The organism is Sutcliffiella sp. NC1, assembly GCF_027594365.1.
GTDB classification, from domain to species: Bacteria; Bacillota; Bacilli; order Bacillales; family Bacillaceae_I; genus Sutcliffiella; species Sutcliffiella cohnii.
Genome location: NZ_CP115153.1, coordinates 4,597,731 through 4,623,172, shown reverse-complemented (window position 1 = coordinate 4,623,172; position 25,442 = coordinate 4,597,731). Strand labels below are relative to the sequence as shown.

Below are 25,442 nucleotides of genomic sequence, written 5' to 3'. Positions count from 1 at the left end.
AAAATTTTATAAAACCTTCTCTAGAAACTCTTTCGCACGATTACTCTTAGGTGCAGTAAAAAATTCATCCGGTGCGGCATCTTCAACAAGACTTCCTTCATCTAGAAATAAGACTCGATCTGCCACTTCACGAGCAAATCCCATCTCATGCGTCACAATGGCCATTGTCATCCCAGTATGTGCTAAAGATTTCATAACCTCTAACACTTCCTTTACCATTTCAGGGTCAAGTGCAGAGGTTGGTTCGTCAAAAAGCATGACATCCGGTGCCATCGCTAGCGCACGAGCGATGGCAACCCTTTGTTTTTGACCACCGGATAAGCGGTTTGGATATTGATCTGCTTTTTCCGATAATCCTACTGATTTTAACAAATCTCGTCCTTTCGCTTCTGCCTCTTCCTTTGAAATACCTTTCACCGTAATCGGAGCATAGGTTACATTTTCAAGAACTGTTTTATGAGGGAATAAGTGAAAATGTTGAAACACCATCCCTACATTTTGACGGACTTTCATAATATTCGTCGCTGGATTCGTTATTTCCTCATTTCCAATCCATATCCGTCCGCTTGTCGGTACTTCCAGTAAGTTTATGCAGCGTAAAAAGGTAGATTTACCTGATCCAGAAGGTCCGACAATGGATATAACCTCACCTTTATTAATCGTTGTCGTAATCCCTTTTAATACATGGTGATTCCCAAAAGACTTTTCGAGATTGTCCACTTTAATATGAGCGTTATTCACTTCGACGCAACCTCCTTTCAACATATCTTCCTAGCACCGTTAGGCTCATTACTAATACATAATAGATGAGACCTGCAAATAATAATGGTTCAAACGCTGTATACGTATTAGCACTTACCACCTGTGCTCGTCGCATAATATCTAAGAAACCGATCGTTGACACAATCGCAGATTCTTTTGTTAATGTAATAAATTCATTTAAAAGTGCAGGTAAAATATTTTTGAGCGCTTGTGGTAAAATGATATCCTTCATCATTGGTTTATATGGAATCGCCAATGCTTCCGCCGCTTCACGTTGTCCTTTATCTACTGCTTGAATACCAGCACGAATAATTTCAGAAATATAAGCTCCTGAATTTAGACCGAATGCCAAGATTCCCGCTAAAAAGGCTGGGATATTATAACCAATTAATTGGGGTGTAGCAAAATAAATAATCATTAATTGTAAAATCAATGGCGTTCCGCGAAAGATCGATGTATATGCGTCTGCAAACCATCTTAAACCTTTTACATTACTAATTTTAAAAAGGGATAGAATGGTTCCGATGATAAATCCTAAAACAGCTGATACTAATACAAATAATAACGTGACCCATATTCCACTTAAAATAAATGGAATAGAAGGCACGATTTTGAAAAAATCCAAATTCATATAAATTCGGCAAGGATACCCCTACTTCAATCGTGTGAAGGGCGTAGCCCAACTATAAGTGGGGGAGAAATTGCCGTCAGATACGGTATGGTACGTTAAATCGTAAGATTTCGTACCATATCAAGTATCTGAAACTTCCACCTTGCCCCTCCTTTCTGATATAATTAAAGCATAAGAGAAAACCGTTGCGTAAAAGGCACTCTTATGAGTTCTTTGATAACTAAAGATAGGAGGTTGGTTGCAGGAATAACGTTGTAACCGTAAAATCTTTAGCGTAAGAAAAACCGTTTTAACGGTACTACTTTGGCATGACCATTGTAGTAGGGGCGAAGTCAACCGGTCCTTATGTTCCACCACCACGAAGGTAGGAGAGTGTTTCTCGTTCGCACTACTGGGTAGGAATAAGTGTAGTTGCTCTCTACGAGGGTAGAAGCACTGTCAAACTCTGACAGACGCAAGCCCCCACTTCAAACAAACAGTAAGGTTGTTAAGTGGTGGGTCGTTGACGCCTTACACCTCATTTCTTCTCTATTCTATTTTATTCCTCTTCTGCTATCCATTTTTGATGTAACTTTGCTAATTCCCCGTTTTCTTGCATTTCTGCAATGATACGGTTAAAGTCTTCAATTAGCTCACTACCTTTTGGGAATGCAATCGCCATTCCTGGAGTACCTTCACTTTCATCATCAAAACCTGCTAAATCTAGTTCTTTCACATATCCTTGACCAACAGCTTTGTCTAAGTAAACTCCATCAACACGACCTGATTTCAATTCTTGAATCATGTTAGGGACTTTATCAAGTACTTTAATTTCAAGGTTGATTTTCTCAGCTAATTTTTTAGCACCCTCTTCTTGAATGGTGCCAAGCTGAACAGCAATATGTTTTCCTTCTAAATCAGCCATTCCTTTTAATTCAGAATCCTTTAACGTTACAAACATTTCTCCAGAACGGTGGTATTCATCGGAAAAATCAACACTTTCTTTTCGTGTATCTGTTGCAGACATTCCAGATGCTACGAAGTCAACTCGATTTGCTTGAAGTGCTCCAACTAATCCATCAAAGTTCATATCTTGAATTTCTAATTCATACCCTAATTCAGTTGCAATATACTTTGCTAAATCAATATCAAAACCAACGATTTCTCCTTTGTTATCACGTGTTTCAAATGGTGGGAAATCTGCTGAAGTACCCATTAATAGCTTCTTTGTTTCTTCACCTTGTCCTTGCCCTTGTCCACATGCTGTTAATAATAAAATTGCGAAAACAGTTACCATTGTTAAAAATGCTTTACTCATTTAATCCATCCCCCTGAAAGTTATTTTATGTTTTTGCTTATTTATAATTATTCATAATAATGAATATTAACACATTCGTATGATTTTGCAATAAAAAATTTTCAGAAATAGTAAAGATGAATTATTCTGATTTTTCTATCTATAAAAATGATTTACTAACTGTTTTCTATAGCTGTAATAATTCCTTTCCTCATCTCTTTCGTGTATATGGTTAGTATTTTTATACACTTTTAAATCGAAGGTTCCTACCCCAAAAATGGGGCTTGTCCATTCGTATGTCTTGAAAAATTAATTTCCTTTCAAAAATAAAAAAAGAGCCGCCAAATGCGATCTCCTTTAAAATTCGATTAAATTCACCTACAAAGAAGCACCGTGTTCTCGGTAGTTCGTGGCGTACTTAGAAGTGGCCACTGGGACGGATACAATGGCCACCGGGACACATACCGTGGACAAGGAACCCTCCGACCGACCTCTTATCCATACAACGTCGTATTCGTATTACATGCCCGTAACTTCGCTTCATTGTACAGATTATCAAATCTAATTTTCGCGACTCTTCTTTGAGAAAGCGGCAATGATGTATCGTTCATCAGTTTGTAGTAATGATCTAATAATCGCTTCTCTTTAGCTGTAACAAGTATCTTCATCCTCATCACCTCTCTAGTAATATATTCATGTTCCCATTTCTATTCTACTTTCCCTCTTCCTTTTCTTCCGTTGTAGAAGCCTGTTTTTCCGCTTCATTTATGGTCATTTCCGGTGGAGGTGAGGAGGTTTCCTCTTCAACGACACTTGTTCCATTCAATTTATCTTCATACGAAGGGATGCTTCTTTTATTAAACTTATCTTCCTGTAGATATTGGATATAAGAAAAACCTGCATAACCAGCAAGAAAAGAGGTGGACATTAAAAATAAGGTACTGTCAGAGCCGGTAAGTTCCATCGTAGCAAACGCTAACGTGCCTGTTCCCATACCGACTAGTAAATCGCCTAGCACTCCTAACTCCACCGTAATAGGAGCAGATTCTTTATTTTCCCCAACTCTAAACCCTGCTAGAAAAACAATGAAACTGACAGCGAGTCCAACTGACCTCGGTATTAATAAAACCCAATCCTGTTTCGTATTTTTGAACGTAAACCGATGTCTAAAATTCATTAAAACAATCGGCATTTGAAGGGAACCGTTTGCCTTCAGGTGACCAATCAATGCCCCTAACAAACTAATAAGTACAGAAAAAAAGAAGAAGTCCCAATTAGATGAATACGGTTTTGTAAAAATATCGCTTAATCCCATCACTCCACCTCCTCTTTGGGGTACCGCCCAAAAATGACATTAAGTATTTAAAAGCTACCTTGTTTTGTTGTCTAGAACCGAAACTGTGTTAAACAGAATTCGCGGTATGTAGCTAATTAATCATATGCATGTTGTTCACAATTGATAACCTGTTGTCTAGAACCGGACGCTAATTAAAAAAAGTATTCGATACACTCAGCCAAACAAATCTCTGCCAACACTCGGACAAGGAACTTGTCCATCTGAACGAGCCAACGAATCTAAACCTGGACAGGGGGACACATACCGTGGACGAGGAACATGTCTCCACAAAAAATAAAAATTACATATATCGACAGCGTTTGTTTTGTACTATAATAGATAGTAGAAAAGTATGGACGAAATTGATGAGGTGAGTAATATGTTACGTGGGTTGTATACGGCGACGGCAGGGATGATGTCACAGCAGCGTCGCATGGAGACGTTATCGAACAATATGGCGAATGCGAATACGCCTGGATATAAAGCAGATCAAACATCATTACGCGCGTTTCCGGAACTCTTACTACACGCGACTGGAAAAACAGAAGTGCCAACGACAAAGCGATTAAACTTACCATACGCGCAACCAATCGGTGGGCTTAACACTGGTGTGTACGTGCAAGAACTTGCACCACTATTTGCGCAAGGAGATATTCAGCAAACTGGAATTGATACGGACCTTTCTATCATCCAGCAGGAAACTACTGGAGCGGTCTTTTTCACAGTCGAGCAAACAGACGGTACATATCGCTACACGCGTAACGGGAACTTTGCCCTAGACTCTCAAGGCTTCCTTACAACGAATGACGGCCTTTACGTGTTAGATGAAAATTTCAATCGAATTCAAATAAATGATCGTTCATTCCAAGTGCAACCAGACGGAACGCTACTCGTGAACGACCAACCAGTAGCACGCCTTGGTTTAACATACACAGAAAATCCGAATGAACTTGTGAAAGAAGGGAACGGCTTATTCCGTCTTCCACAACAAGAAGGCGAAGAGGAACCGCAACAGCTTCCACTAGCAAATAATGTAGTCTTCGAAATTCGCCAAGGTTTCCTCGAGCGCTCAAACGTCGACTCTTCCCGAACGATGACCGAAATGATGGCGGCTTTCCGTGCGTTTGAAGCGAACCAAAAAGTCATTCAAGCGTACGACCAGTCAATGCAAAAAGCAGCGAACGAAATCGGAAGAATCAACTAGTAGGAGGTACATGCAATGAATCGCGTATTACTAAATGCATCCAATACGATGAATCAGCTTCAACAGCAGCTTGACCTCATCGGACATAATATCGCTAACGTAGATACAGTAGGCTATAAAAATCGCCGTGGCACGTTCCAAGAGCTATTGGCGCAACAATATAACAACCAACCACTTCAACGATACGAAGGTGGCCGCAACACACCAGAAGGAATTCGAATCGGCGTTGGGGCAAAACTAGCACAAACACAGCTACAGCTAACACAAGGTAGCATGAAACCGACAGAGCGCATGCTCGACTTCGCATTCACAACAGAAGACCAATTTTTTGCGGTCCAATATACATCCGAAACAGGTCAAGAGGAAGTTCGCTACACGCGTAACGGTTCTCTTTACTTATCACCAATTAACAACAACGAAGTAATGCTCGTGAACAGTGAAGGGCACCCTGTGCTTAACACAGCAGGTGAAACAATTGTATTCCCAGAATCAATCACAGAAGTACAACTACAACCAGGTGGAACGCTAACAGCATCGTTACCAAACGGTGGGGCACTCGCTTCAGAACTAGCGGTGGCGCAAATCATTCGACCGCAACTTCTTCAAGCAATGGGCGGTTCTCTATTTGCTCTACCAGCGGAAAATATCGGCGAAGACGCGCTCACCTATTTACAAGGAGCGGGACGTAACGCTATTAGCTTACAGCAAGGGATGCTCGAACAATCAAACGTTGACCTTGCAAATGAAATGACGAACCTAACGATTGCACAACGCTCATATCAATTTAATGCAAGATCGATTCAAATGGCCGATCAAATGATGGGGCTTGTGAACGGAATGAAATCGTAAAATAAAGGTGTGTTCACACATGGCAGAAAAACAAAATGCGCAATCGCGCGAACAACGTAAAAAAGACAAACAAAACGAAAAAGAGCTCGCCAAACAGCAAGAGCTTGAAAAAATAAAAAGACCACGTATGAGGGTAATCCCAATTTGGATACGTATCATCCTTGTTGCGGCCTTCTTCTGTGTTGCCGTCGTAGCCGGGGCAATGTTTGGCTACGGAATACTCGGAGACGGTGCACCAATGGATGTACTGAAAAAAGAAACGTGGGAGCATATTTTAGACCTCGTACGAGTAGAGTAGTATTAATGTAGAAAAATGAATACAAACATAAAAAACGCTTGAGGCTATTGTCCCCAAGCGTTTTTACTATTCCCATATCGGCCAACTGGTCATACTATTGCGCCACTACAGTCGATAAATCGGCCAACTGGGCAAGTTTTTGCGCCACCACAATCGATAAATCGGCCAACTGGGCAAGTTTTTGCGCCACCACAATCGATAAATCGGCCAACTGGTCATGCTTTTGCGCCACCACAGTCAATAAATCGGCCAACTGGTCATGCTTTTGCGCTACCACAGTCAATAAATCGGCCAACTACATGTTATTATGCCACCACAATCGATAAATCGGCCAACTGGTCATGCTTTTGCGCCACCACAGTCAAAATATCGGCCAACTAGTCATGCTTTCGCGTCACCGCAATCCAAATATCGGTCAACCACCTTCGCTTTTACGCTAGAGCTACCGTACTTTCCCTTTAATTTTGGAATAAACGAAAACAAACAATCCACTAAGAAGTCCTAATCCGATAATCCAAACGGAAATAAATGCGTATGCCATTCCAGCCCAGCCGCCAATGATGAAAATACTTGCTACTAAAAGAGTGATCCCGATTTGGAATACAAGATACGGAATGAAATACTTCCTATGCTTCACATAAAAAAATTTAAAATAAAACAAACCTAAAACAAATAGTGCTACACTACCAAACCATATGACGTATTCCATCCCGATACCCCCTTCAAAATAGCTAAACGCTCATTGCCTCTGTATCAGTTCAATCCAGTCTTTAGGGTAAAGCGCCTTCGGCGCCGAATGAATGAATCTTAATCTTCCCCGATAATTTTCACTTCCGTCTCCAAATCAACACCGAACTTTTCCTTCACCGTCTTTTGCACGTGGGCAATTAACTCCAAATAGTCAGTAGCTGTAGCGCCGCCGACATTTACAATAAACCCAGCGTGCTTCGTTGACACTTGTGCGCCACCAATTTGTTGCCCTTGCAAGCCAGCATCTTGAATGAGCTTCCCTGCAAAAAGCCCAGGTGGTCGCTTAAACACACTACCACAAGAAGGATATTCTAACGGTTGCTTCGACTCGCGTTGGAACGTTAAGTCATCCATTTTAGCCTTAATGTCCTCATAAACGCCAGCCTTCAATTCAAACGTCGCTTCCAACACGACAAAGCCTTCGCGAGCTAATCTGCTAGAACGATACGCAAGATCCATCTCTTCAACTGGCATCGTAACAAGCTCTCCAGCCCCATCAATCACAATCGCTTCTTTCAACACATCGCTCACTTCGCCACCGTACGCACCAGCGTTCATATACAACGCCCCACCGACAGACCCCGGAATTCCACAAGCAAATTCTAACCCAGTTAAACGATGCTCCAACGCAAACCTTGATGTTTCAATAATCGCTGCTCCACTCTGCGCAACAATCCTCCCGTCATCCTCTAACCGAATTTCATCCAACCCTGTTAAAATCATTACAATCCCACGAATACCGCCGTCGCGAACTATTAAATTCGAGCCATTTCCTAAAATCGTCACTGGAATCCCAGCATCAAGCGCATACTTATATACTGCATGCACTTCCTCATACGAAGTTGGCGTTACGACATAATCACCAGGCCCACCCGTTTTCGTATAAGAAAAATTACTAAGCGGCTCATTCATCTTTACTTTTTCATCATCTATCAGTTTTATTAAATCAGTGTAAATTGTATCCATACACGCTTCTCCTAGTTGTCTAAATTAAATTCATCCAAAACCGGCAGCTCTTCCACAATACGATTCATCAACATTTCGAGCTGTACCTTTTTCGGATCGTTTTGTACTTGCACCATTTCTTCCTGGAGCAACTTCAACTTCTCTTCTAAACTTTTCTGCAACTCAAACAAGAAACCGTCTGCATTGCGGTCTCGCCTTTGCAAATCATTACAAAGCTCATCCACAATACCTTTTCGAATTTGCAATTGTTCTATTTCATTATATGCTTTATCTATTTTACCGTAAAACCGGTTTAATTCGTGTTCAATCTCGGTTTTCCATTTTTGAAGAATATCTTGTCGTACTGTTAACATTCTTATTCCTCCTTCTTCCCGTATATTATCATATTGTCGGAAATAATTGCGAAAAAACGTCGGTGTAATATATAATTAAAAGTAACTATTAGTAGGAGGTCATAATTTATGTTAGATATAAATGAAATAAAAAAAATCATTCCACACCGATATCCGTTCTTGTTAGTGGACAAAATAGTAGAAATCGAAGAGCTAAAACGTGCGGTTGGAATTAAAAACGTTACAGCAAATGAAGAGTTTTTCCAAGGTCATTTTCCAGACTACCCGGTAATGCCAGGCGTGTTAATCGTCGAGGCGCTAGCGCAAGTTGGGGCAGTGGCGATGTTAAAGCCGGAAGACAACCGTGGTCGGTTAGCGTTTTTCGCAGGAATCGATAACTGCCGTTTTAAAAGACAAGTTGTTCCTGGTGACCAACTTCGACTAGAAGTAGAAATGACACGGGTCCGAGGTTCGATTGGAAAAGGAAAAGGGGTCGCAACTGTGAACGGAGAACTAGCGTGTGAGGTAGAAATTACCTTTGCGTTGGGACCGAAGTAGTCTTTTGCACTATCCTAAGATAAATTGTCAGCTAAGAGGATTATTCGACGTAGTAGACAATTTAAAGTAGATAGTATAAGTGCGACTAAGCCTCTGTCTGCGCTTTGCTTGCCAATCGGCAAGTCTTCTTTAAAAAAATTACGTTTTTCATGCAAACTTTTTTCTTGATTGGGGAATATAAAAAGAGACCAAGCAGTCGGGTCTTTAAATTGTTATCCATGAAAGGAGAAAGATACGATGAACAAGTTAACGAAGCTTTTAGGTGTATCCGCATTAGCAGCAATGGTATTAGCAGGTTGTGGAACAGACAATCAAGACGTGCCACCACCAGAAGAGCAAGCGCCAACAGAAGTTCCTCAAGATGATACTGGTTTAGAGCAACCGGGTACAGATGATCAAGGTACAGATGGTGGCGGTATGGAAGGTCGAGACGATAGAACAACACCAGAAGAAGAGCATCCGATGGATGAGGATGAGGATGAGGAAGAGGAAGAAAATCAGTAATTATTAGTTGGGTAGCTGTTAGTTGGTTAGTTGGGTAGCTGTTAGTTGGTTAGGCTAATAGCTAACAGCTAGCAGCTAACAGCTAGCGGCTAACAGCTAAAAGCTAACAAATCTGGTTAGTTGGTGAAAATTTCCGACTAGCCTTTTTGTGTTTGGGTAGTTACTAGTTGGTTAGCTATTAGTTGGTTAGTTACTAGTTGGTTAGGCTAACAGCTAAAAGCTAAAAGCTAACAACTAACAGCAAACAAATCTGGTTAGTTGGTGAAAATTCCCGACTAGCCTTTTTGTGTTTGGTTAGTTACTAGTTGGTTAGTTACTAGTTGGTTAGTTGGGTAGCTATTAGTTGGTTAGGCTAACAGCTAAAAGCTAACAGCAAAAAAGTTGGTTAGTTGGTTAGTTACTAGTTGGTTAGGCTAAAAGCTAACAACTAAAAGCTAAAAGCTAGCAGCTAAAAGCAAACAACTAACAGCTAACACCTAACACCTAACAGCTAATTATAATCCCACAAAATCCTCCAATCCTTTTCTTCCTTTAAAACGTAAACGTATTGGACAAATTGGAAGTGGCCGTATTTGCCTCGGTATGTTTTGGTGACGGTGAATTCGTAGGTGTCGCCAATCGGTTCGCCGTCTTTTTGCATTTTCCAGTTCGTTTTCTTTTTGCCGCCGTCTATTTTGTAGGTGAACGTTTCAGCGCCGAAATGACCGATGAAGGTGTGTGCTCTATCTTGTATGTAGCTTCCTTTTTCGAATCGTTGGTGCATCGCTTCGTGGAGCAATTCCCACGACTTGCCGAATTCGCCTTTTTGTTCGTACGTATAAAATTGATCAACGATTCTTTTTGCTTTGGCGCTTTCCGGTAAACAAGCGCGAGCGAATAGAAAAATAAGCAAAATAAAAAGAATAAAAATAATAATAGGTGCAGCGGGTAATTGTCGTCTTCGTCTCATGATGTGTTCGCGCTCCTTTAGCTCGTTAAATTAAAAGAATCCATTTTAACGTTTGTACTAAAAATATGTACAACTAGTAGGGAATATAACTTACAATTCGAACTTCGATATCATTCGACACTCATTCGACAAAGGTCGACTTTGTTGTCAAATATTGTGCTTAATTGAAAGCGCTTTTTTACAAATAAAGACTTTCAATACGAAATAATAGGTATTACAATGTAGATATGCGACAAAGTTTTCATTATAATGATTAAGTATGACAAAAAGAGTGAAAATTTTTTTGTCTATCAATATATCGATTTTACTACTTGGAGGGCGACATGGAAGAAACGATTAGTCTAAAAGAACTATTTCAAACGCTAAAAAAACGTCTATGGCTCATTATAACAATTACCGCGATTGCAACAGCGACGAGTGGTTTAGTGAGCTTTTTTTTATTAACACCAATCTATCAATCTTCAACTCAATTACTCGTTAACCAAACAAAAACAGAACAAGGATTTGTAGACGTTAACCAAATCCGATCCAACATTGAAATCATTAATACGTATAACGTCATTATTAAAAGTCCAGCAATCTTAGACAAAGTAAGTCAACAAGTTGGTGGCGGCGAATCTTTTACTAGCTTAAACAATGCAATAACAGTTGGTGCAGAAGGTAATTCACAAGTTGTAAAAATTACAGTTCAGCATGAGGACCCAGTAATGGCTGCCAATATTGCGAATACAACGGCGCAAGTGTTCCAAGCGGATGTTTTAACATTAATGAACGTGGACAATGTAAATATTTTATCGCCGGCACAAGTAAGTGATAATCCAGTACCAGTAAAACCCCGTCCGGCGTTAAACATGGCAATTGCCTTTGTAGTTGGCTTAATGGCTGGTGTAGGACTAGCATTCTTATTAGAGTATTTAGACAACACAGTGAAAAACGAACAAGATGTAGAAAATATACTGGGGTTACCTGTATTAGGAACGATTACAGTGATAGAAGACAAAGATATTGAACAAGCCCAACAAGCAGCAAGAAGCTCGAGAGTGAGAGGTGAGTCAGTTGGTTCTTAAAAGAAAGAAAAAACAAACAGTAAAAGGAACGACTAGTCGTCATTTAATTACGGACAAGCTTCCAAAATCGCCAATCTCTGAACAATATAGAACGATTCGTACGAATATCCAGTTTTCATTTGTGGATACAGAAATGCGTTCCATTATGGTTACATCTTCTGGTCCAGCGGAAGGGAAATCAACGACAGCGTGTAACTTAGCGGTTGTTTTTGCACAACAAGGTAAACAAGTATTATTCGTTGATGCCGATTTACGTAAACCAACAGCGCATTATACGTTCCAGCAGGATAATTTTAAGGGGTTAACGACTTTTTTAACACGACAATCTGAATTTAATGATTCAATTAACCCATCTAGAATTCCAAACTTAGATGTGATGACAAGCGGTCCAATTCCTCCAAACCCGGCAGAACTATTAAGCTCAAGAGCAATGGAGGACTTATTAGCAAAAGCGTATGAAGAGTACGACATCGTGATTTTCGATACTCCGCCAGTATTAGCAGTAACAGATGCACAACTTCTAGCGAACCAATGTGACGGCACAGTTCTTGTTGTGGCAAGCGGCTCAACTGAAAAAGAAAATGCTGAAAAAGCAAAAGAAATGTTAGATTCAGCAAAAGCAAAACTGCTTGGTGTCGTTTTAAACATGAAGAAACAGAAAGATAGCTCGTATTACTATTATTATGGTGGGAAATAGTCTTGAAAAAGACTAGGTCCCTCTTTTTTGGAAGAATCATAAGTAATTATAACTAATGCATGATATAGTCCGAAAGACCTAACGGATGGTGTTGTCATGTCAGACTTTAGTTTAGTTTGAATATATATTATTTCGAGAGAAGGGTGAATACGTGTGAATAAGTTTAATACTTTACCAAAAACAATAAAGAAAACGATTCGTTACATACATCAGGACGCATCGTATGAACAGGCTCTCGAGATTAAGAAAATGTTGGATATGGCGATTGCTAGGAAGATGGAGAGTAGTAAATAGGGGAGGAAGGGGGAGTTACTATGACTTATCGTAAACGGTTATCTTCATTAATTGTAATTGATTCACTCATTGTTTTATCTGCTATTTATATTAGCTTCTGGTTATTAAACCCTCACTTTAACGTATTTAGCTCACAAGCTTTACTTTTTACTTCGTTAACATTATTGATTTGGCATCATTTGTTTGCTTATATTTATAAACTGTATTTTAAAGCGTGGGAGTATGCGAGTGTTGGGGAGCTTCTATCCATTGCGAAGGCTGTTACGTACTCCGTATTAATAACAGGTGTTTTACAATGGATTGTCGTTGGAGATATTTTCATCCGAGCATTAGTTATTACGTGGATGCTCCACATGTTATTAATAGGTGGTTCACGGTTCTCGTGGAGAATGTACCGTGATACGTTTATGCGTACGAATAAAGAGAAAAAACGTGCATTGATAATAGGTGCAGGTGCGGCAGGTACGATGGTAGCTCGTCAGCTTTTACAAAACCATGACGCAGAAATGGAACCTGTTGCGTTCGTTGATGATGATGAGCGGAAACAAAAGCTACAAATTTTAGGGATCCCTGTTGTTGGTGGGAAAGATTCAATTGAACAAGCTGTGGAGCAATACCACATTGATAATATCATCATTGCGATACCTTCGTTAAATAAAACAGAAATGCAAGCAATATTCGATGAGTGTAGCAAAACGAGTGCGAAAACTCAAAAGATTCCGATGTTAGAAGACTTAATGACAGGAAAAGTATCGGTTAATGAGTTTAAAGATGTCGAAGTGGAAGATTTACTTGGACGCGAGCCAGTTGAACTTGATATGGAGAGTATTTCGAATAAGATTACAGGCAAAGTAGTTCTCGTAACTGGTGCTGGAGGCTCGATTGGATCAGAGATTTGCCGTCAAATTTGTCAATTTACTCCGAGATCCCTTATTTTACTTGGCCATGGAGAGAATAGTATTTACTCTATCGAACTAGAGTTACGTAAAGAATATGACAATGTTATTGAAATATATACAGAAATTGCTGACATACAAGATCGCGATAAAATGTTCAAAATTATGGACAAGTATAAGCCTGATGTTGTATACCATGCAGCAGCACATAAGCATGTACCGTTAATGGAACGTAATCCGGAGGAAGCGGTGAAAAATAACATCTTCGGTACGAAAAATGTTTCAGAAGCAGCAGATGCAGCAGGTGTTGGGAATTTCGTATTAGTTTCATCTGATAAAGCTGTTAATCCGACGAATGTAATGGGTGCTACTAAAAGATTCGCTGAGCTTATTATTCAACAAGTAGCGGAAAAGAGTAAGACGAAGTTTGTTGCTGTTCGTTTTGGGAATGTGCTTGGGAGTAGAGGTAGTGTAATTCCATTATTTAAAAAGCAGATTCAAGAAGGTGGACCGGTGACAGTAACAGATCCTGAAATGACGCGTTATTTTATGACGATACCGGAAGCTTCGAGATTAGTAATCCAAGCGGGCACACTTGGTCGTGGTGGGGAGATTTTTGTGCTTGATATGGGGGAGCCGGTTAAGATAGTGGATTTGGCGAGGAATCTTATTAAGTTGTCGGGGTATTCGGTAGAAGAAATTGGGATTAAGTACTCGGGGATTAGGCCTGGGGAGAAGATGTATGAAGAGTTACTGAATGATGATGAGATTCATAAGCAGAATATATTTCCGAAGATACATGTTGGGAAGGCTGTCATGATTGAAAAGGAGATAGTTCAATACTTCTTAGCGAATTGGTTTGAGATGGATGCAGAGCAAATCAGAGAGTATTTGTTGGCTGTTGCGAATAATGAGCAGATGAAGTTGGCGCGTTATTTCAATGAAGATGTTAGAGTAGTTGTTGGTTAGTTGGTTAGTGGTTAGCTGTTAGGGGTTAGCACCCTTCGGGTTTTGCTAATGGCTAAAAGCTAACCAACTAAAAGCTAGAAAAGCTGTGATGATTGAGAGAATGTTCAATACTTCCTAACGAATTGGTTTGAGATGGATGCAGAGCAGATTAGGGAGTATTTGTTGGCTAGTTGGTTAGTGGTTAGTTGTTAGGGGATAGCACCCTTCGGGTTTTGCTAATGGCTGATAGCTAACCAACTAAAAGCTAGAAAAGCTGTGATGATTGAGAAGGAGATTGTGCAGTATTTCTTGGCTAATTGGTATGAGATGGATGCAGAGCAGATTAGGGAGTATTTGTTGGCTAGTTGGTTAGTGGTTAGCTGTTAGGGGATAGCACCCTTCGGGTTTTGCTAATGGCTAAAAGCTAACCAACTAAAAGCTACCAACTAAAAGCTTAAAAGGAGTTTTAATATTGTACCAAGATATTAATAAACTCGTTGTTTATCAAAAAGCGCACAAACTAGTTTTGGCAATATACAAAATTACTAAAAGCTTTCCAAAGGAAGAACAATTTGCTCTAACATCACAAATGAGACGAGCGGCTGTATCTGTTCCTAGTAATATAGTCGAAGGAAAGGCTAGAGGTTCGGTTAGAGAGTATAAGAGGTTTCTGTTAATGGCAAGGGGTTCGTTAGAGGAACTAAAATATCAAATATTGCTTGCAAGAGACTTAAAGTATATTGATGAAGTGAACTATTCTCATTTATTAAGTTTAGCGAATGAAGTTGGTAAAATGCTAAATGGGTTAATAAGTAGGTTGGTTAGTAATTAGTAGTTAGATGGTTACTGACTAGTTGTTATGTATTATCACCCTTCGGGTTTCCTAACCACCTAATAGCTAACCAACTAACAACCAAAAGGAGGTACTAAAATGGCAAAAGTAAGAAAAGCAATAATTCCAGCAGCAGGGTTAGGAACAAGATTCTTACCTGCAACAAAAGCAATGCCTAAGGAAATGTTACCAATAGTGGATAAACCAACTATTCAATACATTGTGGAAGAGGCAATAGCTTCTGGCATTGAAGATATTATTATTGTTACGGGTAAAGGGAAAAGAGCGATTGAGGATCATTTTGATAACTCGTTTGAGTTGGAGCAGAACTTAATTGAGAAAGAGAAATTCGATTTACTAGAGAAGGTTACGGAGCCTTCTAAAGTTGACATTCATTATATCCGTCAAAAGGATCCTAAAGGGTTAGGTCATGCGGTATGGTGTGCGCGCAAGTTTATTGGTGATGAGCCATTTGCTGTTTTACTTGGGGATGACATTGTTCAAGCTGAAACACCGGGGCTGAAGCAATTAATTAATGAGTATGACAGAACGTTAGCATCTGTTATTGGTGTGCAACCTGTACCTGAGAATGAAACACATAGATATGGGATTATTGAACCTTCGGTTCAAAATGGACGTAGCTATCAAGTAAACAATTTTGTGGAGAAGCCGGTTCCTGGTACAGCACCATCTAATCTAGCGATTATGGGGAGATATGTGTTAACTCCGGAAATTTTTATGTTTTTAGACAAGCAAGAGACTGGTGCTGGTGGGGAGATTCAGTTGACGGATGCAATCCAGGAGTTGAATCAAATTCAGCGTGTGTTTGCTTATGATTTTGAAGGTAAGCGGTATGATGTTGGGGAGAAGGCTGGGTTTATTAAGACTTCTATTGAGTTTGCGATGCAGGATGAGAAGTTGAGAGAGGAATTGGTTCCTTTCTTGAGAGAGATGTTGGAAAGTAGTAAGGTAAAAGCTTAAAAATAATATTAGTTGGTTAGTAATTTGGTAATTTAGGTTTTCTTAAAATTCCTTTGAGCTAACCAACTAATAACTTTAATGATAGTTGGTAGGTTAGTAGTGTGTTGGAAAATAGGATTATATTCCAATGAAGTACTAATTTACTAACAAAATCACCTATCTAATGGAAGAAGGTATGAAAATGAAGACTAACAAAGTAAATGAAAGAATCTTTCTGTCATCACCACATATGAGTGATGAAGGTTATGAAATGGAGTATGTCAAGGAAGCATTTGATACTAACTGGATAGCTCCTCTGGGAGCGAATGTAGATGGATTTGAAAGAGAATTAGCAGAAAAGGTTGGCTCAAATTCAGCAGCTGCACTTACTTCTGGAACAGCAGCGATACATTTAGCTTTAAAAGCTGCAGGAGTGGGCAGTGGGGACATTGTTTTCTGCCAATCACTAACATTCTCAGCTACAGCTAATCCAATCATCTATCAAAATGCAATCCCAGTTTTTATAGATAGCAACTATGAAACATGGAATATGTGTCCTAAAGCATTGGAAAAAGCATTCAAAAAGTATCCTGAAGTAAAGGCAGTCATTGTAGTTCACCTTTATGGATTGTCAGCGGATATGGATAAAATTGTAGAACTTTGTAAAAAACATAATGTTGTATTAATAGAAGATGCAGCTGAGTCTCTAGGAACTTATTATAAAGGAAAGCATACTGGAACGTTTGGTGATTATGGTATCTTCTCTTTTAATGGGAATAAAATTATCACTACTTCTGGTGGTGGTATGCTTGTTTCTGATAATGAAGAGAGGATTGCTAAAGCTAGGTTCTGGGCTACTCAATCAAGAGATCAGGCAAAACATTATCAACATAGCGAATTAGGATTTAATTATCGTATGAGTAATGTTGTTGCTGGGATTGGTAGAGGGCAGCTTAAGGTGTTAGATCAGAGAGTTGCAAAGAAGAATTATATCTTAGAGTTTTATAAGAGAGAGCTTGGTGGGCTTGAAGGTCTTGAATTCATGCCTAGTAATGAATGGGATGAACCGAATTACTGGCTAAGTTCAATTACGTTGACTGGTAAAGTACGACCAATTGATGTATTTAATGCATTGGAAACAGAGAATATTGAGTCAAGGCCGGTTTGGAAACCGATGCATCTGCAACCGTTCTTTGAAAAGTATGATTTTGTGGGTGAAGGTATATCGGAAAAGTTATTTGAGAATGGGGTTTGTTTGCCGTCTGATACGAAGATGACGGATGAGGACTTAGGAAGAGTTGTGGAGACTATTAAGGGGTTGTGGATTTAAACAATGCGAGTATTAAATTTATTTATCAAACGTATGATAGATTTCTTTGGAAGTTTAATAGGTGTAATCATTATTTCCCCAATTCTTATTATTATTGCACTATCCATTAAGCTGACTTCAAAAGGTCCAGTGTTTTTTAAACAAGAACGACTTGGCAAAGATGGTAGAGTTTTTAAGATTTTAAAGTTCAGAACGATGGTTGTTAATGCTGAAAAAATCGGCTCAGGTTTATTTGTGAAAACTGAAAGTGATAACCGAATTACAAAAATCGGAAAATTACTTCGTGCCACAAGCTTGGACGAACTTCCTCAACTTTGGAATGTTGTTACTGGTGATATGAGTTTGGTTGGCCCGAGACCTCCTGTACCTCATCATCCATATAAATTTGAAGAATATAGTGATTTTCAACGAAAACGATTCGAAATGAAGCCAGGTATGACTGGTTTAACGCAGGTCACCGTTAGAAATTCTGTTTCTTGGGATGAACGAATTCCGATTGATGTTAAGTATATCGAAACGTTTAATATTTGGTTAGACATTATGATTCTTTTTATGACACTGCAGAAGCTATTCAAAAGTGAAAGTATCTATACTCATAACAATGTAAAAGGGTCAGAGAAATCATCTAACATTAATTAAATTGGTAGTGTCAAAAGTTCTATGAAAAACTAGCACGGGTTCATACTACCTACCATTTATTAGGTGGAAATGCCACGCTATCGCTCTTGACAAACACACCAATGGTTTATTCAGAGGTCAATCAAGGGCGAAGGGAACAAAAGAAGGCATGCTAAATAAACCCTTGACTTTTTCCATTTTAAACCATTGGCAAGTTCGGTTTGTCAAGAGTTCGCTTCGCCGATAGCTGAATAGGGCTCAGCTAAACAAAAGTTAGGCTGACTGTTGTTGAATCCAGTCTTGAGCTAATCCAATAAGGGCTGTCCACCTCGCTGGCATGGTTGGTAGCTTTTCTAATTCTGGAATTGTTACGGGCACTTTACCTTCGAGTGAAGAATGTGGACGTAAGAAGTTAAAGTAAGCCACAAACAATGTCACAAAAGAAACAGATCCTTGTTCAGAACCAAAGCCGTGCGTCGATCGATAATTCCCTTTAAACGTGCGATTTAGTCTCTCGATGATTTGCTTGAGAGGTCGATACTCTCTGGAGACATCATCTTCATTTGTTAGCCCGATGACCTGTTTTACGTCAAACGATATGTGGTTTTCTGCGAAGAAATGCTGTGCCAACAAGTAAATAGGGTTACCATCTACTACAAATTGTAGGTTTTCTGGTATTTCTTTCAGTTTCACTAGTACTTCATCAATCGCTCGTATCGCTGTTGCGGTGTCGCGATTTGGCGACACTGGATACGAAAGAATGACTTTCTTGACCGCATCAAAAAAGAAAAACAGATAATGCCAACGACCGTTGACCCGGATGTACGTTTCATCCCCACAGAATTGATCCGACAGCTCATACGGAAAGTAGTCAATATAAGGCTTAAGCCATAACGCGACGCTGTTTTCGTAGTTTAGGATACTTTGATGGGAGACAGACACACCGTGAATATCCTTCATGATCGCTGCAGTTTTACGGGCCGATAATCCGTAATTGACATGATAGGTCAAGATGAGACCAAGCGTATGTGGGGAAACATACAATCTTGATAAATCGACTTTTGGCTGCTTTGGTGATTGTTTGGATAACGGTTGATAGTCGATGTGGAACTTCCGGTAAATGTAGCGAACTTTCAGCGATTGTGGATCTTCTTTAAACTGTTTTTTCTCTTTTTTGGTCATGGCATTCAAGTTCTTTTGATAATAAGAACAACGATCATTTTTACACTTAAACACGTGAAAATCTTTTCGTTCTTTAATTTTTTCTAGCGTTTTAAGACAGTGAGGACACTTAAGGATGGCCTCTTTCTGATAACGACTCTTTTTATTGAAAACACACGCACACACCTTACACTGATATTGTCCTTTTCCTCCGTTATTTGCGTACAAATACGCAGAAGGAGCACCACACTTCGGACAACATAAGGTAGACGGTACGGGCGTAGAATTCGCTCGACGCTGTACTGGTTTTAACGGTTTCCCTTTGGATTGAAGGTGTTCCGCTAATAAAAGCTGATAATCCAGCCTTTCTAGTTTTTCAATAATAGGTAAATCATCAATTTGAAGCTTTCGATAAGGCTGATTAACAGGAGCTTCTTTTGGTTTATCGAACATGCTTTTTCCAATCAATAGAGTAAGCAAAGTTCGAATAATTTGTTCTTGATAGTTTATAAAAGTTAATAAATAGGTTATAATTTGAGGGTACAAATTGTCACTTCCTTTTCTGGAATTGGGTGTGTGGTAACCTCAATTATCTACAGAAATCAGGGGGTGGCAATTTTTTTGCTTATAAAGCCCTCTAATATAGGATTTAATAACCAATTTCTATATAAAGTTTTGACAATACGATTAAATTGCGGGGGGTTATAATATGGAAATCGCCATTCGGAAATTTCAAGAAGAGGATATACCATATAAGGTAAAATGGATAAATGATGATAGAAATAATAAGTACCTCCATTATGATTTGCCTCTAAGAGAAGATAAGACCTTTCGGTGGTTCAAATCACTTGAAGGTAGAAACGATAGAATCGATTATACCATTACTTATGCTGGCGAACCTGCTGGGTTAATTGGATTACTGAATATTGATTTAAGTAGTAAGGGAGCGGAATATTATATTTGTCTTGGTGGAGACAAATTTAAAGGTAAGGGCATAGCAAACGTTGCAACGGACCTTTTAATCAGAAGGGCTTTTAAGGAATTTGGTCTTAATAAGATATATCTTTATACAGAAATAGATAATGTTCCAGCCCAAAAACTCTTCGAAAAGAGTGGCTTTGTAAAAGAGGGACTACTAAAAAATGATCTATTTTATAACGGAAAATATGTAGATAGATATATATATAACTTAGATGTAGAAAACTATATTCATAATGTAGGTGTAACTAAAATTGGAATTAAATAACTATCAAGTAACTCCAATTCAAAGGTTAAGTGAAAATCTAAATAACAACTCATATTATATAAAGCGAGATGACCTTATTCCCATTTCATTCGGAGGGAATAAAGCGAGAAAAGCAGTTCTTTTTTTTGAAGATTTAATCTTAGCAAAATCAGATTGTGTAGTTACGTATGGTAGCAGTAGCTCTAATCATTGTAGAGTTATAGCTAATATCGCAGCTGCAAAGGGTATACCATGCCATATTATTTCACCAACTGAATCAAGTTATCCAACCTCTAATAGTGAAATTATTAAATTGTTTGGTGCTTTTGTTACGAAGTGTCCTGTATCCCAAGTAAGTACTACGATTGAAAGAAAAATGGATGAATTAAGTGCAAAAGGTTACAATCCCTATTTTATCCAAGGGGGAGGCCATGGTGATATTGGGACACAATCTTATATTAATGCATATGAGGAAATTGTAGATTACGAAAAATCTTCAGGCATGTATTTTGATTATATTTTTCATACATCTGGAACAGGAACAACTCAAGCCGGACTTGTATGTGGGAAAATTCTAAATGACGATGAGAGAGAAATAATTGGAATTAGCAATGCACGAAAAAATCCTTATGGTTGTCAAGTTGTTCTTGAAAGTGTCAATAGTTATTTGTTGAGTCAGGATAAAGAACCAATCGTATCTGAAGCAATAGCATTTATAGACGACTATGTGCTTGATGGATACGGTTCCTATAACGACAAAATCTTACAAACTATAAGGGATGTTCTAATTAATGATGGTATACCAATGGATACAACTTATACTGGTAAAGCTTTTTGGGGCATGAAAGAGTATATCAAAAAGAATCATATAACGGATAAGAAGATACTATTTATTCATACGGGTGGGACACCATTGTTTTTTGATAAATTGGAGGATCTAAATGATGAGCGATGATTTAAACATACTTATATTAAGCTGTGGTACTAGAAATAAAATTGTGCAGTATTTTAAGAAAGAGTTAGATGGTAGAGGACTTGTAATAGCCACGGATTGCAGTGATTTAGCACCAGCCTTATATGAGGCTGATAAACACTTTATAGTCCCTAGAATGAATGATGAAGGATATTTAGATGCGATCCTCTCTATCTGCAGAGAGAATAAGATTAAAGCAGTCTTATCATTAATTGACCCTGAACTATGTCTTCTTGCAGAAAACAAACAGGCCTTTCTCGATATTGGTACGATTCCTATTGTATCAGATTTAGATGTTGTGGATTTATGTTTTGATAAATATAAAATGTTTGAGTTTTTAGTTCGGAATGGGTTCAAAACTGTTAGAAGCTATATAGATAAAGAGATTTTTTACAGTGACGTAGAAGCTGGATCAATAAACTATCCAGTGTTTGTTAAGCCTGTAAGAGGTAGTGCAAGTATTAATATAAGTAAAGTAACATCAAAAGAAGAAATTGAATTACTATTTAATAGATTTGATAATCTAATGATTCAAGAGTTCATGGATGGAACTGAATATGGCGCTGATGTTTATATTGATATGATTTCTAGTGAACCAGCTGCGATGTTTATAAAAGAAAAGATTAAAATGAGGGCAGGTGAGACTGACAAATCGGTTTCAATTAAGGATGAGCAGCTATTTGAAATAATCAGGAAGTTCGTAAAAGAGACTGGATTTAAAGGCATTATTGATATTGATATTTTTAAAGTCAATGGTGAGTATTATATCTCTGAAGTAAATCCTCGTTTTGGTGGAGGTTATCCTCATGCATATGAGAGTGGGGTAAACGTGCCAGAGATGATTATTAACAATATCTATGGAAATATAAATGTAGATACTATTGGTAATTATAATGAAGGTATTTATATGATGAAGTTTAATGAGGTAAAGATTATAAGAGATATAGTGGAAATCAGTTATAAGAGAGAGGTTTAGAACATGAAATTTGTCATACTTCTTATTTTTTATTTGAATGCCTTTATAATTTTCTGGGCTATGATTGGCTATCCACTTTCATTAAAAATTCTAAACCGACTATACAAACATAGAACCCTAAGAAAAGACTATACGTATGAGCCAACGGTGACAGTAATGATAGTTGCCCATAATGAAGAGAAAGTTATACAGGATAAGTTAGAAAATGTATTAAAGCTTGATTACCCAAGTGATAAGATCGAGTTTTTAGTGGCTTCAGATAATAGTACAGATAAGACTAATGAGTTAGTTAGAAGTTTTATAATTAATAATCCTGATTATAGAATTCGGTTATTTGAAGTAAAAGAGCGTAAAGGAAAAACAAATGCTCAGAATGAGGCGCAGAAAACTGTTGAAAGTGAAATTCTTGTTATGACTGATGCTAATTCTATGTTGGAAGTTAATTCAGTTAGAGAATTAGTTTCCGCATTTACTAGCGATGATATTAGTTATGTTAGTGGTAGATTGGTAATCATAAATAAAAATTATAGTGATGTTACAAATTCAGAAAACACATATTGGGATAGCGACACAAAATTAAGAAAGATTGAGAGTGATATTCAAACAATCACCGCAGGTAATGGTGCTCTTTATGCTTGTAGAAATGCTGACTATTATGACTTTGAACCAATAAAAAGCCATGATGGAAATATGCCAAGATACTATGCGTTGAATTGTAAAAAGGCTCTATATAATCCAGATGCCATAGCGTATGAAAAAGCTGGAGAAATTATTGAAGATGAATTTAAACGCAAAGTACGTATGAATCGTGGTATTCTAAGAAACATCTTACCTGATTTTCGTATTTTAAATATATTTAAGTACCGTTGGTTTTCTTACTTTTATTTAGGTCATAGAACGTGCAGATATTTATTATGGGTATCTCATTTAATTGTCTTTATAACTAATTCTTTACTAATCCAAGAGCACTGGTTTTATTTATTAATCTTTGTAGGACAGCTGTTATTTTATTTATTAGCAGTAGTAAAGGTAACTACCAAATCAAATAATAAATATTTAACTTTGATTTATTATTACTGTGTAACTATAGTTGCGCAATGGGTCGGGGTCTATAATATATTGTCTGGAAAGGCGAAGCCGTTTTGGGAGAAAGCTGAAAGTACAAGATAGGAGATTTTGAACTTATAGTTCAGAATTAAAAGGAGAAGTAAATGAAAGTAGAGTATTTAATTTCAACAATGTATAAAAGTGACTATAAATTTATTAATGATATGAATATAAATTCTGATGCAACAATAATTAATCAAACGGATTTTTATAAAAAACAGGAATATGAGACTAATCGGGGTAAAATAAAATTTATATCCACAACGGACCGTGGCTTAAGTAAAAGCCGTAATTTAGCTATTAAAAATGCTAGTGGGGACATTTGTGTACTTTGTGATGATGATATTAAACATTATGATAATAGTGTTGAAGTAATAAAAAAAGCATATCTAGAAAATTCGGAAGCAGATATTATTGTTTTTGCTTATCACACAAAAGGTAGGCACAAAAAGAATTTTACACAAAAGTCATCAAAGATAAATTACTTGAGTGCTATGAAAATTTCTTCTGTTCAGATCACATTTAAAAGGAAATCCATTTTAGAAAAGGGTATATTGTTTAATGAACAATTTGGAACAGGTTCATCAGTGTATCAATCTGGTGAGGAAAATATCTTTCTATTTGAATGCTTAAAAAAGGGACTTAAGATATATTATGAACCTCAGTACATTTTACAATTGGAAGAAAATGGAGAGTCATCATGGTTTAGAGGATTTAATGAAAAATATATGCTTGATAGAGGCGCAATTTTTACAGCAATGAGTAAAAAGTTCAGTTTAGCACTTATATTACAATTTGCCATAAGGAGATATAATTTGTATAAAAATTCCATGGGATTATTTATGGCTATAAAATATATGCTAAACGGTAGAAAGCGTTACTTGTCAATTGGTAAGAAAAATAAATAAACATAAAATTTGGAAATAAATGATTTTAATGAAACTAGTAAACAAGAATTATAAATTCAAAAAATATTAATAGATTAATTAATAATTAAGGAGCTATAGCATGAGTGATTCCCCCCTAGTAAGTATCATAATTCCAACATATAAAAGTAACGAATCTTTACAAGTAGCAATAGATTCAGTATTAAATCAAACGTATCAGAATATTGAAATCATTGTTGTGGATGATAATAATCCTGATACCCTATATAGAGATACCGCTGAACAAATAATGCTAAATTACAATAATAATACTAGGTTAATATACATTAAACATGAAAAGAATAAAAATGGAGCAACAGCTAGAAATACAGGATTTAAAGCTTCGAAAGGTGATTATATAGGTTTTCTTGACGATGATGATATTTTTATAAAAACAAAAATTGAAAAACAGGTAAAGTACCTAAACAGTAATAATAAATTTCATGCGGTCTATACATGGAGACATCAGCATGGAGAAATTATTTCATACGATAAAACTGGTGATTTGTCTGAAGAACTGTTATCACTGTCATTTACGCCATACACAAGTTCGATTATGTTAAAACGAGAATGTTACGATTACCTAAAAGGCTTTGATGAAAAATATAAACGTCACCAGGATTTTGAGTTTTTATTAAGATTCTTTGAAAAATATAAAATTGGTGTAATAAATGAGCCGCTAGTTGAGATTAGGGGTAACCAAGTAAATAACACATTAAAGGGCAGAGAATTAGAAAGATTAAAAGAACAATTTTTAAGTCAATTTATGTATCATATTAATAGAATAAATTATGCTCGTAAAGGATTTAAGAGCCTAGTGTTAGGTAGGCATTATTCAACAGTTTTTTGGAGTTATTGCAGGCAATTTAAATTACTTTCAGCGGTAAGAGTTTTTTCTAAATATTCCATTTTATCCGGCCCGGCATTCTGGCTAAGTATATTAAACTATTTGAAAAAATATTTGAGTAGAAGGATAAAATTAGAGAACAAGTGAAAATTTGTGTAAAAACTTTGGAG

Annotated in this window: 30 protein-coding genes; 19 read left to right on the top strand and 11 right to left on the bottom strand. The window is 37.5% G+C overall.

Annotated elements, in window-relative coordinates:
* Positions 1-6: 6 nt before the first annotated feature.
* The 5 genes from O1A01_RS23790 to O1A01_RS23770 all read right to left on the bottom strand — a co-directional run bounded on the left by O1A01_RS23790 (position 7) and on the right by O1A01_RS23770 (position 3,984).
* On the bottom strand, positions 7-765 hold the full coding sequence (locus O1A01_RS23790; protein WP_270065195.1) for an amino acid ABC transporter ATP-binding protein: 759 nt from the start codon (positions 763-765) through the stop codon (positions 7-9).
* Positions 734-1,393 carry an amino acid ABC transporter permease gene (locus tag O1A01_RS23785; protein WP_066420305.1) on the bottom strand — a complete coding sequence of 220 codons (660 nt, stop codon included), beginning with the start codon at positions 1,391-1,393 and terminating at the stop codon, positions 734-736. Before O1A01_RS23785 ends, O1A01_RS23790 begins: the two co-directional genes overlap by 32 nt.
* Before the next feature lie 538 nt (positions 1,394-1,931).
* Positions 1,932-2,690, bottom strand: coding sequence for a basic amino acid ABC transporter substrate-binding protein (locus tag O1A01_RS23780; RefSeq protein ID WP_270065194.1), 759 nt, complete (start codon positions 2,688-2,690; stop codon positions 1,932-1,934).
* A 473-nt stretch (positions 2,691-3,163) separates the two neighbouring features.
* The gene (locus tag O1A01_RS23775; RefSeq protein ID WP_270065193.1) at positions 3,164-3,337 is read right to left on the bottom strand and encodes a hypothetical protein; all 174 of its coding nucleotides are present in this window, start codon (positions 3,335-3,337) and stop codon (positions 3,164-3,166) included.
* A 44-nt stretch (positions 3,338-3,381) separates the two neighbouring features.
* Positions 3,382-3,984 (bottom strand): hypothetical protein, encoded by a 603-nt coding sequence (locus O1A01_RS23770; protein ID WP_270065192.1) that lies wholly within the window; start codon positions 3,982-3,984, stop codon positions 3,382-3,384.
* A gap of 400 nt (positions 3,985-4,384) precedes the next feature.
* Here O1A01_RS23770 and O1A01_RS23765 point away from each other — a divergent pair, with 400 nt between their 5' ends.
* Genes O1A01_RS23765 through O1A01_RS23755 form a run of 3 tightly spaced genes read left to right on the top strand, consistent with a single transcriptional unit; the run spans position 4,385 to position 6,356 of the window.
* Entirely contained in the window at positions 4,385-5,209 is an 825-nt protein-coding gene (locus O1A01_RS23765) for a flagellar hook-basal body protein (RefSeq protein WP_270066461.1), read from the top strand.
* A 15-nt stretch (positions 5,210-5,224) separates the two neighbouring features.
* Positions 5,225-6,058 carry a flagellar hook-basal body protein gene (locus O1A01_RS23760; RefSeq protein WP_270065191.1) on the top strand — a complete coding sequence of 278 codons (834 nt, stop codon included), beginning with the start codon at positions 5,225-5,227 and terminating at the stop codon, positions 6,056-6,058.
* Positions 6,059-6,077: 19 nt separating this feature from the next.
* Entirely contained in the window at positions 6,078-6,356 is a 279-nt protein-coding gene (locus O1A01_RS23755) for a DNA-directed RNA polymerase subunit beta (RefSeq protein ID WP_270065190.1), read from the top strand.
* A gap of 94 nt (positions 6,357-6,450) precedes the next feature.
* Here O1A01_RS23755 and O1A01_RS23750 read toward each other — a convergent pair whose 3' ends face one another.
* The 4 genes from O1A01_RS23750 to O1A01_RS23735 all read right to left on the bottom strand — a co-directional run bounded on the left by O1A01_RS23750 (position 6,451) and on the right by O1A01_RS23735 (position 8,425).
* Positions 6,451-6,639, bottom strand: coding sequence for a hypothetical protein (locus O1A01_RS23750; RefSeq protein WP_270065189.1), 189 nt, complete (start codon positions 6,637-6,639; stop codon positions 6,451-6,453).
* 159 nt (positions 6,640-6,798) lie between these two features.
* Entirely contained in the window at positions 6,799-7,065 is a 267-nt protein-coding gene (locus O1A01_RS23745; RefSeq protein ID WP_270065188.1) for a YesK family protein, read from the bottom strand.
* Between the two features lie 98 nt (positions 7,066-7,163).
* Positions 7,164-8,072 (bottom strand): UDP-N-acetylmuramate dehydrogenase, encoded by a 909-nt coding sequence (murB, locus tag O1A01_RS23740; RefSeq protein ID WP_270065187.1) that lies wholly within the window; start codon positions 8,070-8,072, stop codon positions 7,164-7,166.
* Between the two features lie 11 nt (positions 8,073-8,083).
* The gene (locus tag O1A01_RS23735) at positions 8,084-8,425 is read right to left on the bottom strand and encodes a hypothetical protein (RefSeq protein WP_270065186.1); all 342 of its coding nucleotides are present in this window, start codon (positions 8,423-8,425) and stop codon (positions 8,084-8,086) included.
* A gap of 108 nt (positions 8,426-8,533) precedes the next feature.
* Here O1A01_RS23735 and fabZ point away from each other — a divergent pair, with 108 nt between their 5' ends.
* Positions 8,534-8,962 (top strand): 3-hydroxyacyl-ACP dehydratase FabZ, encoded by a 429-nt coding sequence (gene fabZ, locus O1A01_RS23730; RefSeq protein ID WP_270065185.1) that lies wholly within the window; start codon positions 8,534-8,536, stop codon positions 8,960-8,962.
* Positions 8,963-9,199: 237 nt separating this feature from the next.
* A complete protein-coding gene (locus O1A01_RS23725; protein WP_270065184.1) occupies positions 9,200-9,466 on the top strand; it encodes a hypothetical protein in 267 nt (88 codons plus the stop codon).
* Between the two features lie 490 nt (positions 9,467-9,956).
* On the opposite strand, the gene O1A01_RS23720 is transcribed toward O1A01_RS23725, so the two are convergent.
* Positions 9,957-10,415 carry a hypothetical protein gene (locus tag O1A01_RS23720; RefSeq protein ID WP_270065183.1) on the bottom strand — a complete coding sequence of 153 codons (459 nt, stop codon included), beginning with the start codon at positions 10,413-10,415 and terminating at the stop codon, positions 9,957-9,959.
* Positions 10,416-10,738: 323 nt separating this feature from the next.
* On the opposite strand from O1A01_RS23720, the gene O1A01_RS23715 reads away from it, so the two are divergent.
* The 8 genes from O1A01_RS23715 to O1A01_RS23680 all read left to right on the top strand — a co-directional run bounded on the left by O1A01_RS23715 (position 10,739) and on the right by O1A01_RS23680 (position 18,078).
* Positions 10,739-11,482 (top strand): YveK family protein, encoded by a 744-nt coding sequence (locus O1A01_RS23715; RefSeq protein ID WP_270065182.1) that lies wholly within the window; start codon positions 10,739-10,741, stop codon positions 11,480-11,482.
* Positions 11,472-12,179, top strand: a complete 708-nt coding sequence (locus O1A01_RS23710; protein WP_270065181.1) for a CpsD/CapB family tyrosine-protein kinase — start codon at positions 11,472-11,474, stop codon at positions 12,177-12,179. Before O1A01_RS23715 ends, O1A01_RS23710 begins: the two co-directional genes overlap by 11 nt.
* A gap of 153 nt (positions 12,180-12,332) precedes the next feature.
* Positions 12,333-12,473, top strand: coding sequence for a hypothetical protein (locus O1A01_RS23705; RefSeq protein ID WP_270065180.1), 141 nt, complete (start codon positions 12,333-12,335; stop codon positions 12,471-12,473).
* A 20-nt stretch (positions 12,474-12,493) separates the two neighbouring features.
* Positions 12,494-14,338 (top strand): polysaccharide biosynthesis protein, encoded by a 1,845-nt coding sequence (locus O1A01_RS23700; RefSeq protein ID WP_270065179.1) that lies wholly within the window; start codon positions 12,494-12,496, stop codon positions 14,336-14,338.
* Between the two features lie 451 nt (positions 14,339-14,789).
* Complete coding sequence (locus O1A01_RS23695; protein ID WP_270065178.1) at positions 14,790-15,149, top strand: four helix bundle protein; 360 nt, start codon at positions 14,790-14,792, stop codon at positions 15,147-15,149.
* Positions 15,150-15,248: 99 nt separating this feature from the next.
* Entirely contained in the window at positions 15,249-16,130 is an 882-nt protein-coding gene (gene galU, locus O1A01_RS23690; protein ID WP_270065177.1) for a UTP--glucose-1-phosphate uridylyltransferase GalU, read from the top strand.
* A gap of 181 nt (positions 16,131-16,311) precedes the next feature.
* Positions 16,312-17,439 carry a DegT/DnrJ/EryC1/StrS family aminotransferase gene (locus O1A01_RS23685; RefSeq protein ID WP_270065176.1) on the top strand — a complete coding sequence of 376 codons (1,128 nt, stop codon included), beginning with the start codon at positions 16,312-16,314 and terminating at the stop codon, positions 17,437-17,439.
* Between the two features lie 3 nt (positions 17,440-17,442).
* Entirely contained in the window at positions 17,443-18,078 is a 636-nt protein-coding gene (locus O1A01_RS23680; RefSeq protein ID WP_270065175.1) for a sugar transferase, read from the top strand.
* 252 nt (positions 18,079-18,330) lie between these two features.
* On the opposite strand, the gene O1A01_RS23675 is transcribed toward O1A01_RS23680, so the two are convergent.
* Positions 18,331-19,764: a DDE-type integrase/transposase/recombinase gene (locus O1A01_RS23675; protein ID WP_270065174.1), complete on the bottom strand. Its 1,434-nt coding sequence runs from the start codon at positions 19,762-19,764 to the stop codon at positions 18,331-18,333.
* A gap of 163 nt (positions 19,765-19,927) precedes the next feature.
* On the opposite strand from O1A01_RS23675, the gene O1A01_RS23670 reads away from it, so the two are divergent.
* The 6 genes from O1A01_RS23670 to O1A01_RS23645 all read left to right on the top strand — a co-directional run bounded on the left by O1A01_RS23670 (position 19,928) and on the right by O1A01_RS23645 (position 25,419).
* A complete protein-coding gene (locus O1A01_RS23670) occupies positions 19,928-20,464 on the top strand; it encodes a GNAT family N-acetyltransferase (protein ID WP_270065173.1) in 537 nt (178 codons plus the stop codon).
* Positions 20,451-21,398: a 1-aminocyclopropane-1-carboxylate deaminase/D-cysteine desulfhydrase gene (locus O1A01_RS23665; RefSeq protein ID WP_270065172.1), complete on the top strand. Its 948-nt coding sequence runs from the start codon at positions 20,451-20,453 to the stop codon at positions 21,396-21,398. The genes O1A01_RS23670 and O1A01_RS23665 overlap by 14 nt, the downstream gene beginning before the upstream one ends.
* Entirely contained in the window at positions 21,385-22,392 is a 1,008-nt protein-coding gene (locus O1A01_RS23660) for an ATP-grasp domain-containing protein (protein ID WP_270065171.1), read from the top strand. Before O1A01_RS23665 ends, O1A01_RS23660 begins: the two co-directional genes overlap by 14 nt.
* 3 nt (positions 22,393-22,395) lie before the next feature.
* Positions 22,396-23,562 (top strand): glycosyltransferase family 2 protein, encoded by a 1,167-nt coding sequence (locus O1A01_RS23655; protein WP_270065170.1) that lies wholly within the window; start codon positions 22,396-22,398, stop codon positions 23,560-23,562.
* 41 nt (positions 23,563-23,603) lie between these two features.
* Positions 23,604-24,407, top strand: coding sequence for a glycosyltransferase family 2 protein (locus O1A01_RS23650; protein WP_270065169.1), 804 nt, complete (start codon positions 23,604-23,606; stop codon positions 24,405-24,407).
* 100 nt (positions 24,408-24,507) lie between these two features.
* On the top strand, positions 24,508-25,419 hold the full coding sequence (locus tag O1A01_RS23645) for a glycosyltransferase family 2 protein (RefSeq protein WP_270065168.1): 912 nt from the start codon (positions 24,508-24,510) through the stop codon (positions 25,417-25,419).
* The last annotated feature ends 23 nt before the right edge of the window (positions 25,420-25,442 follow it).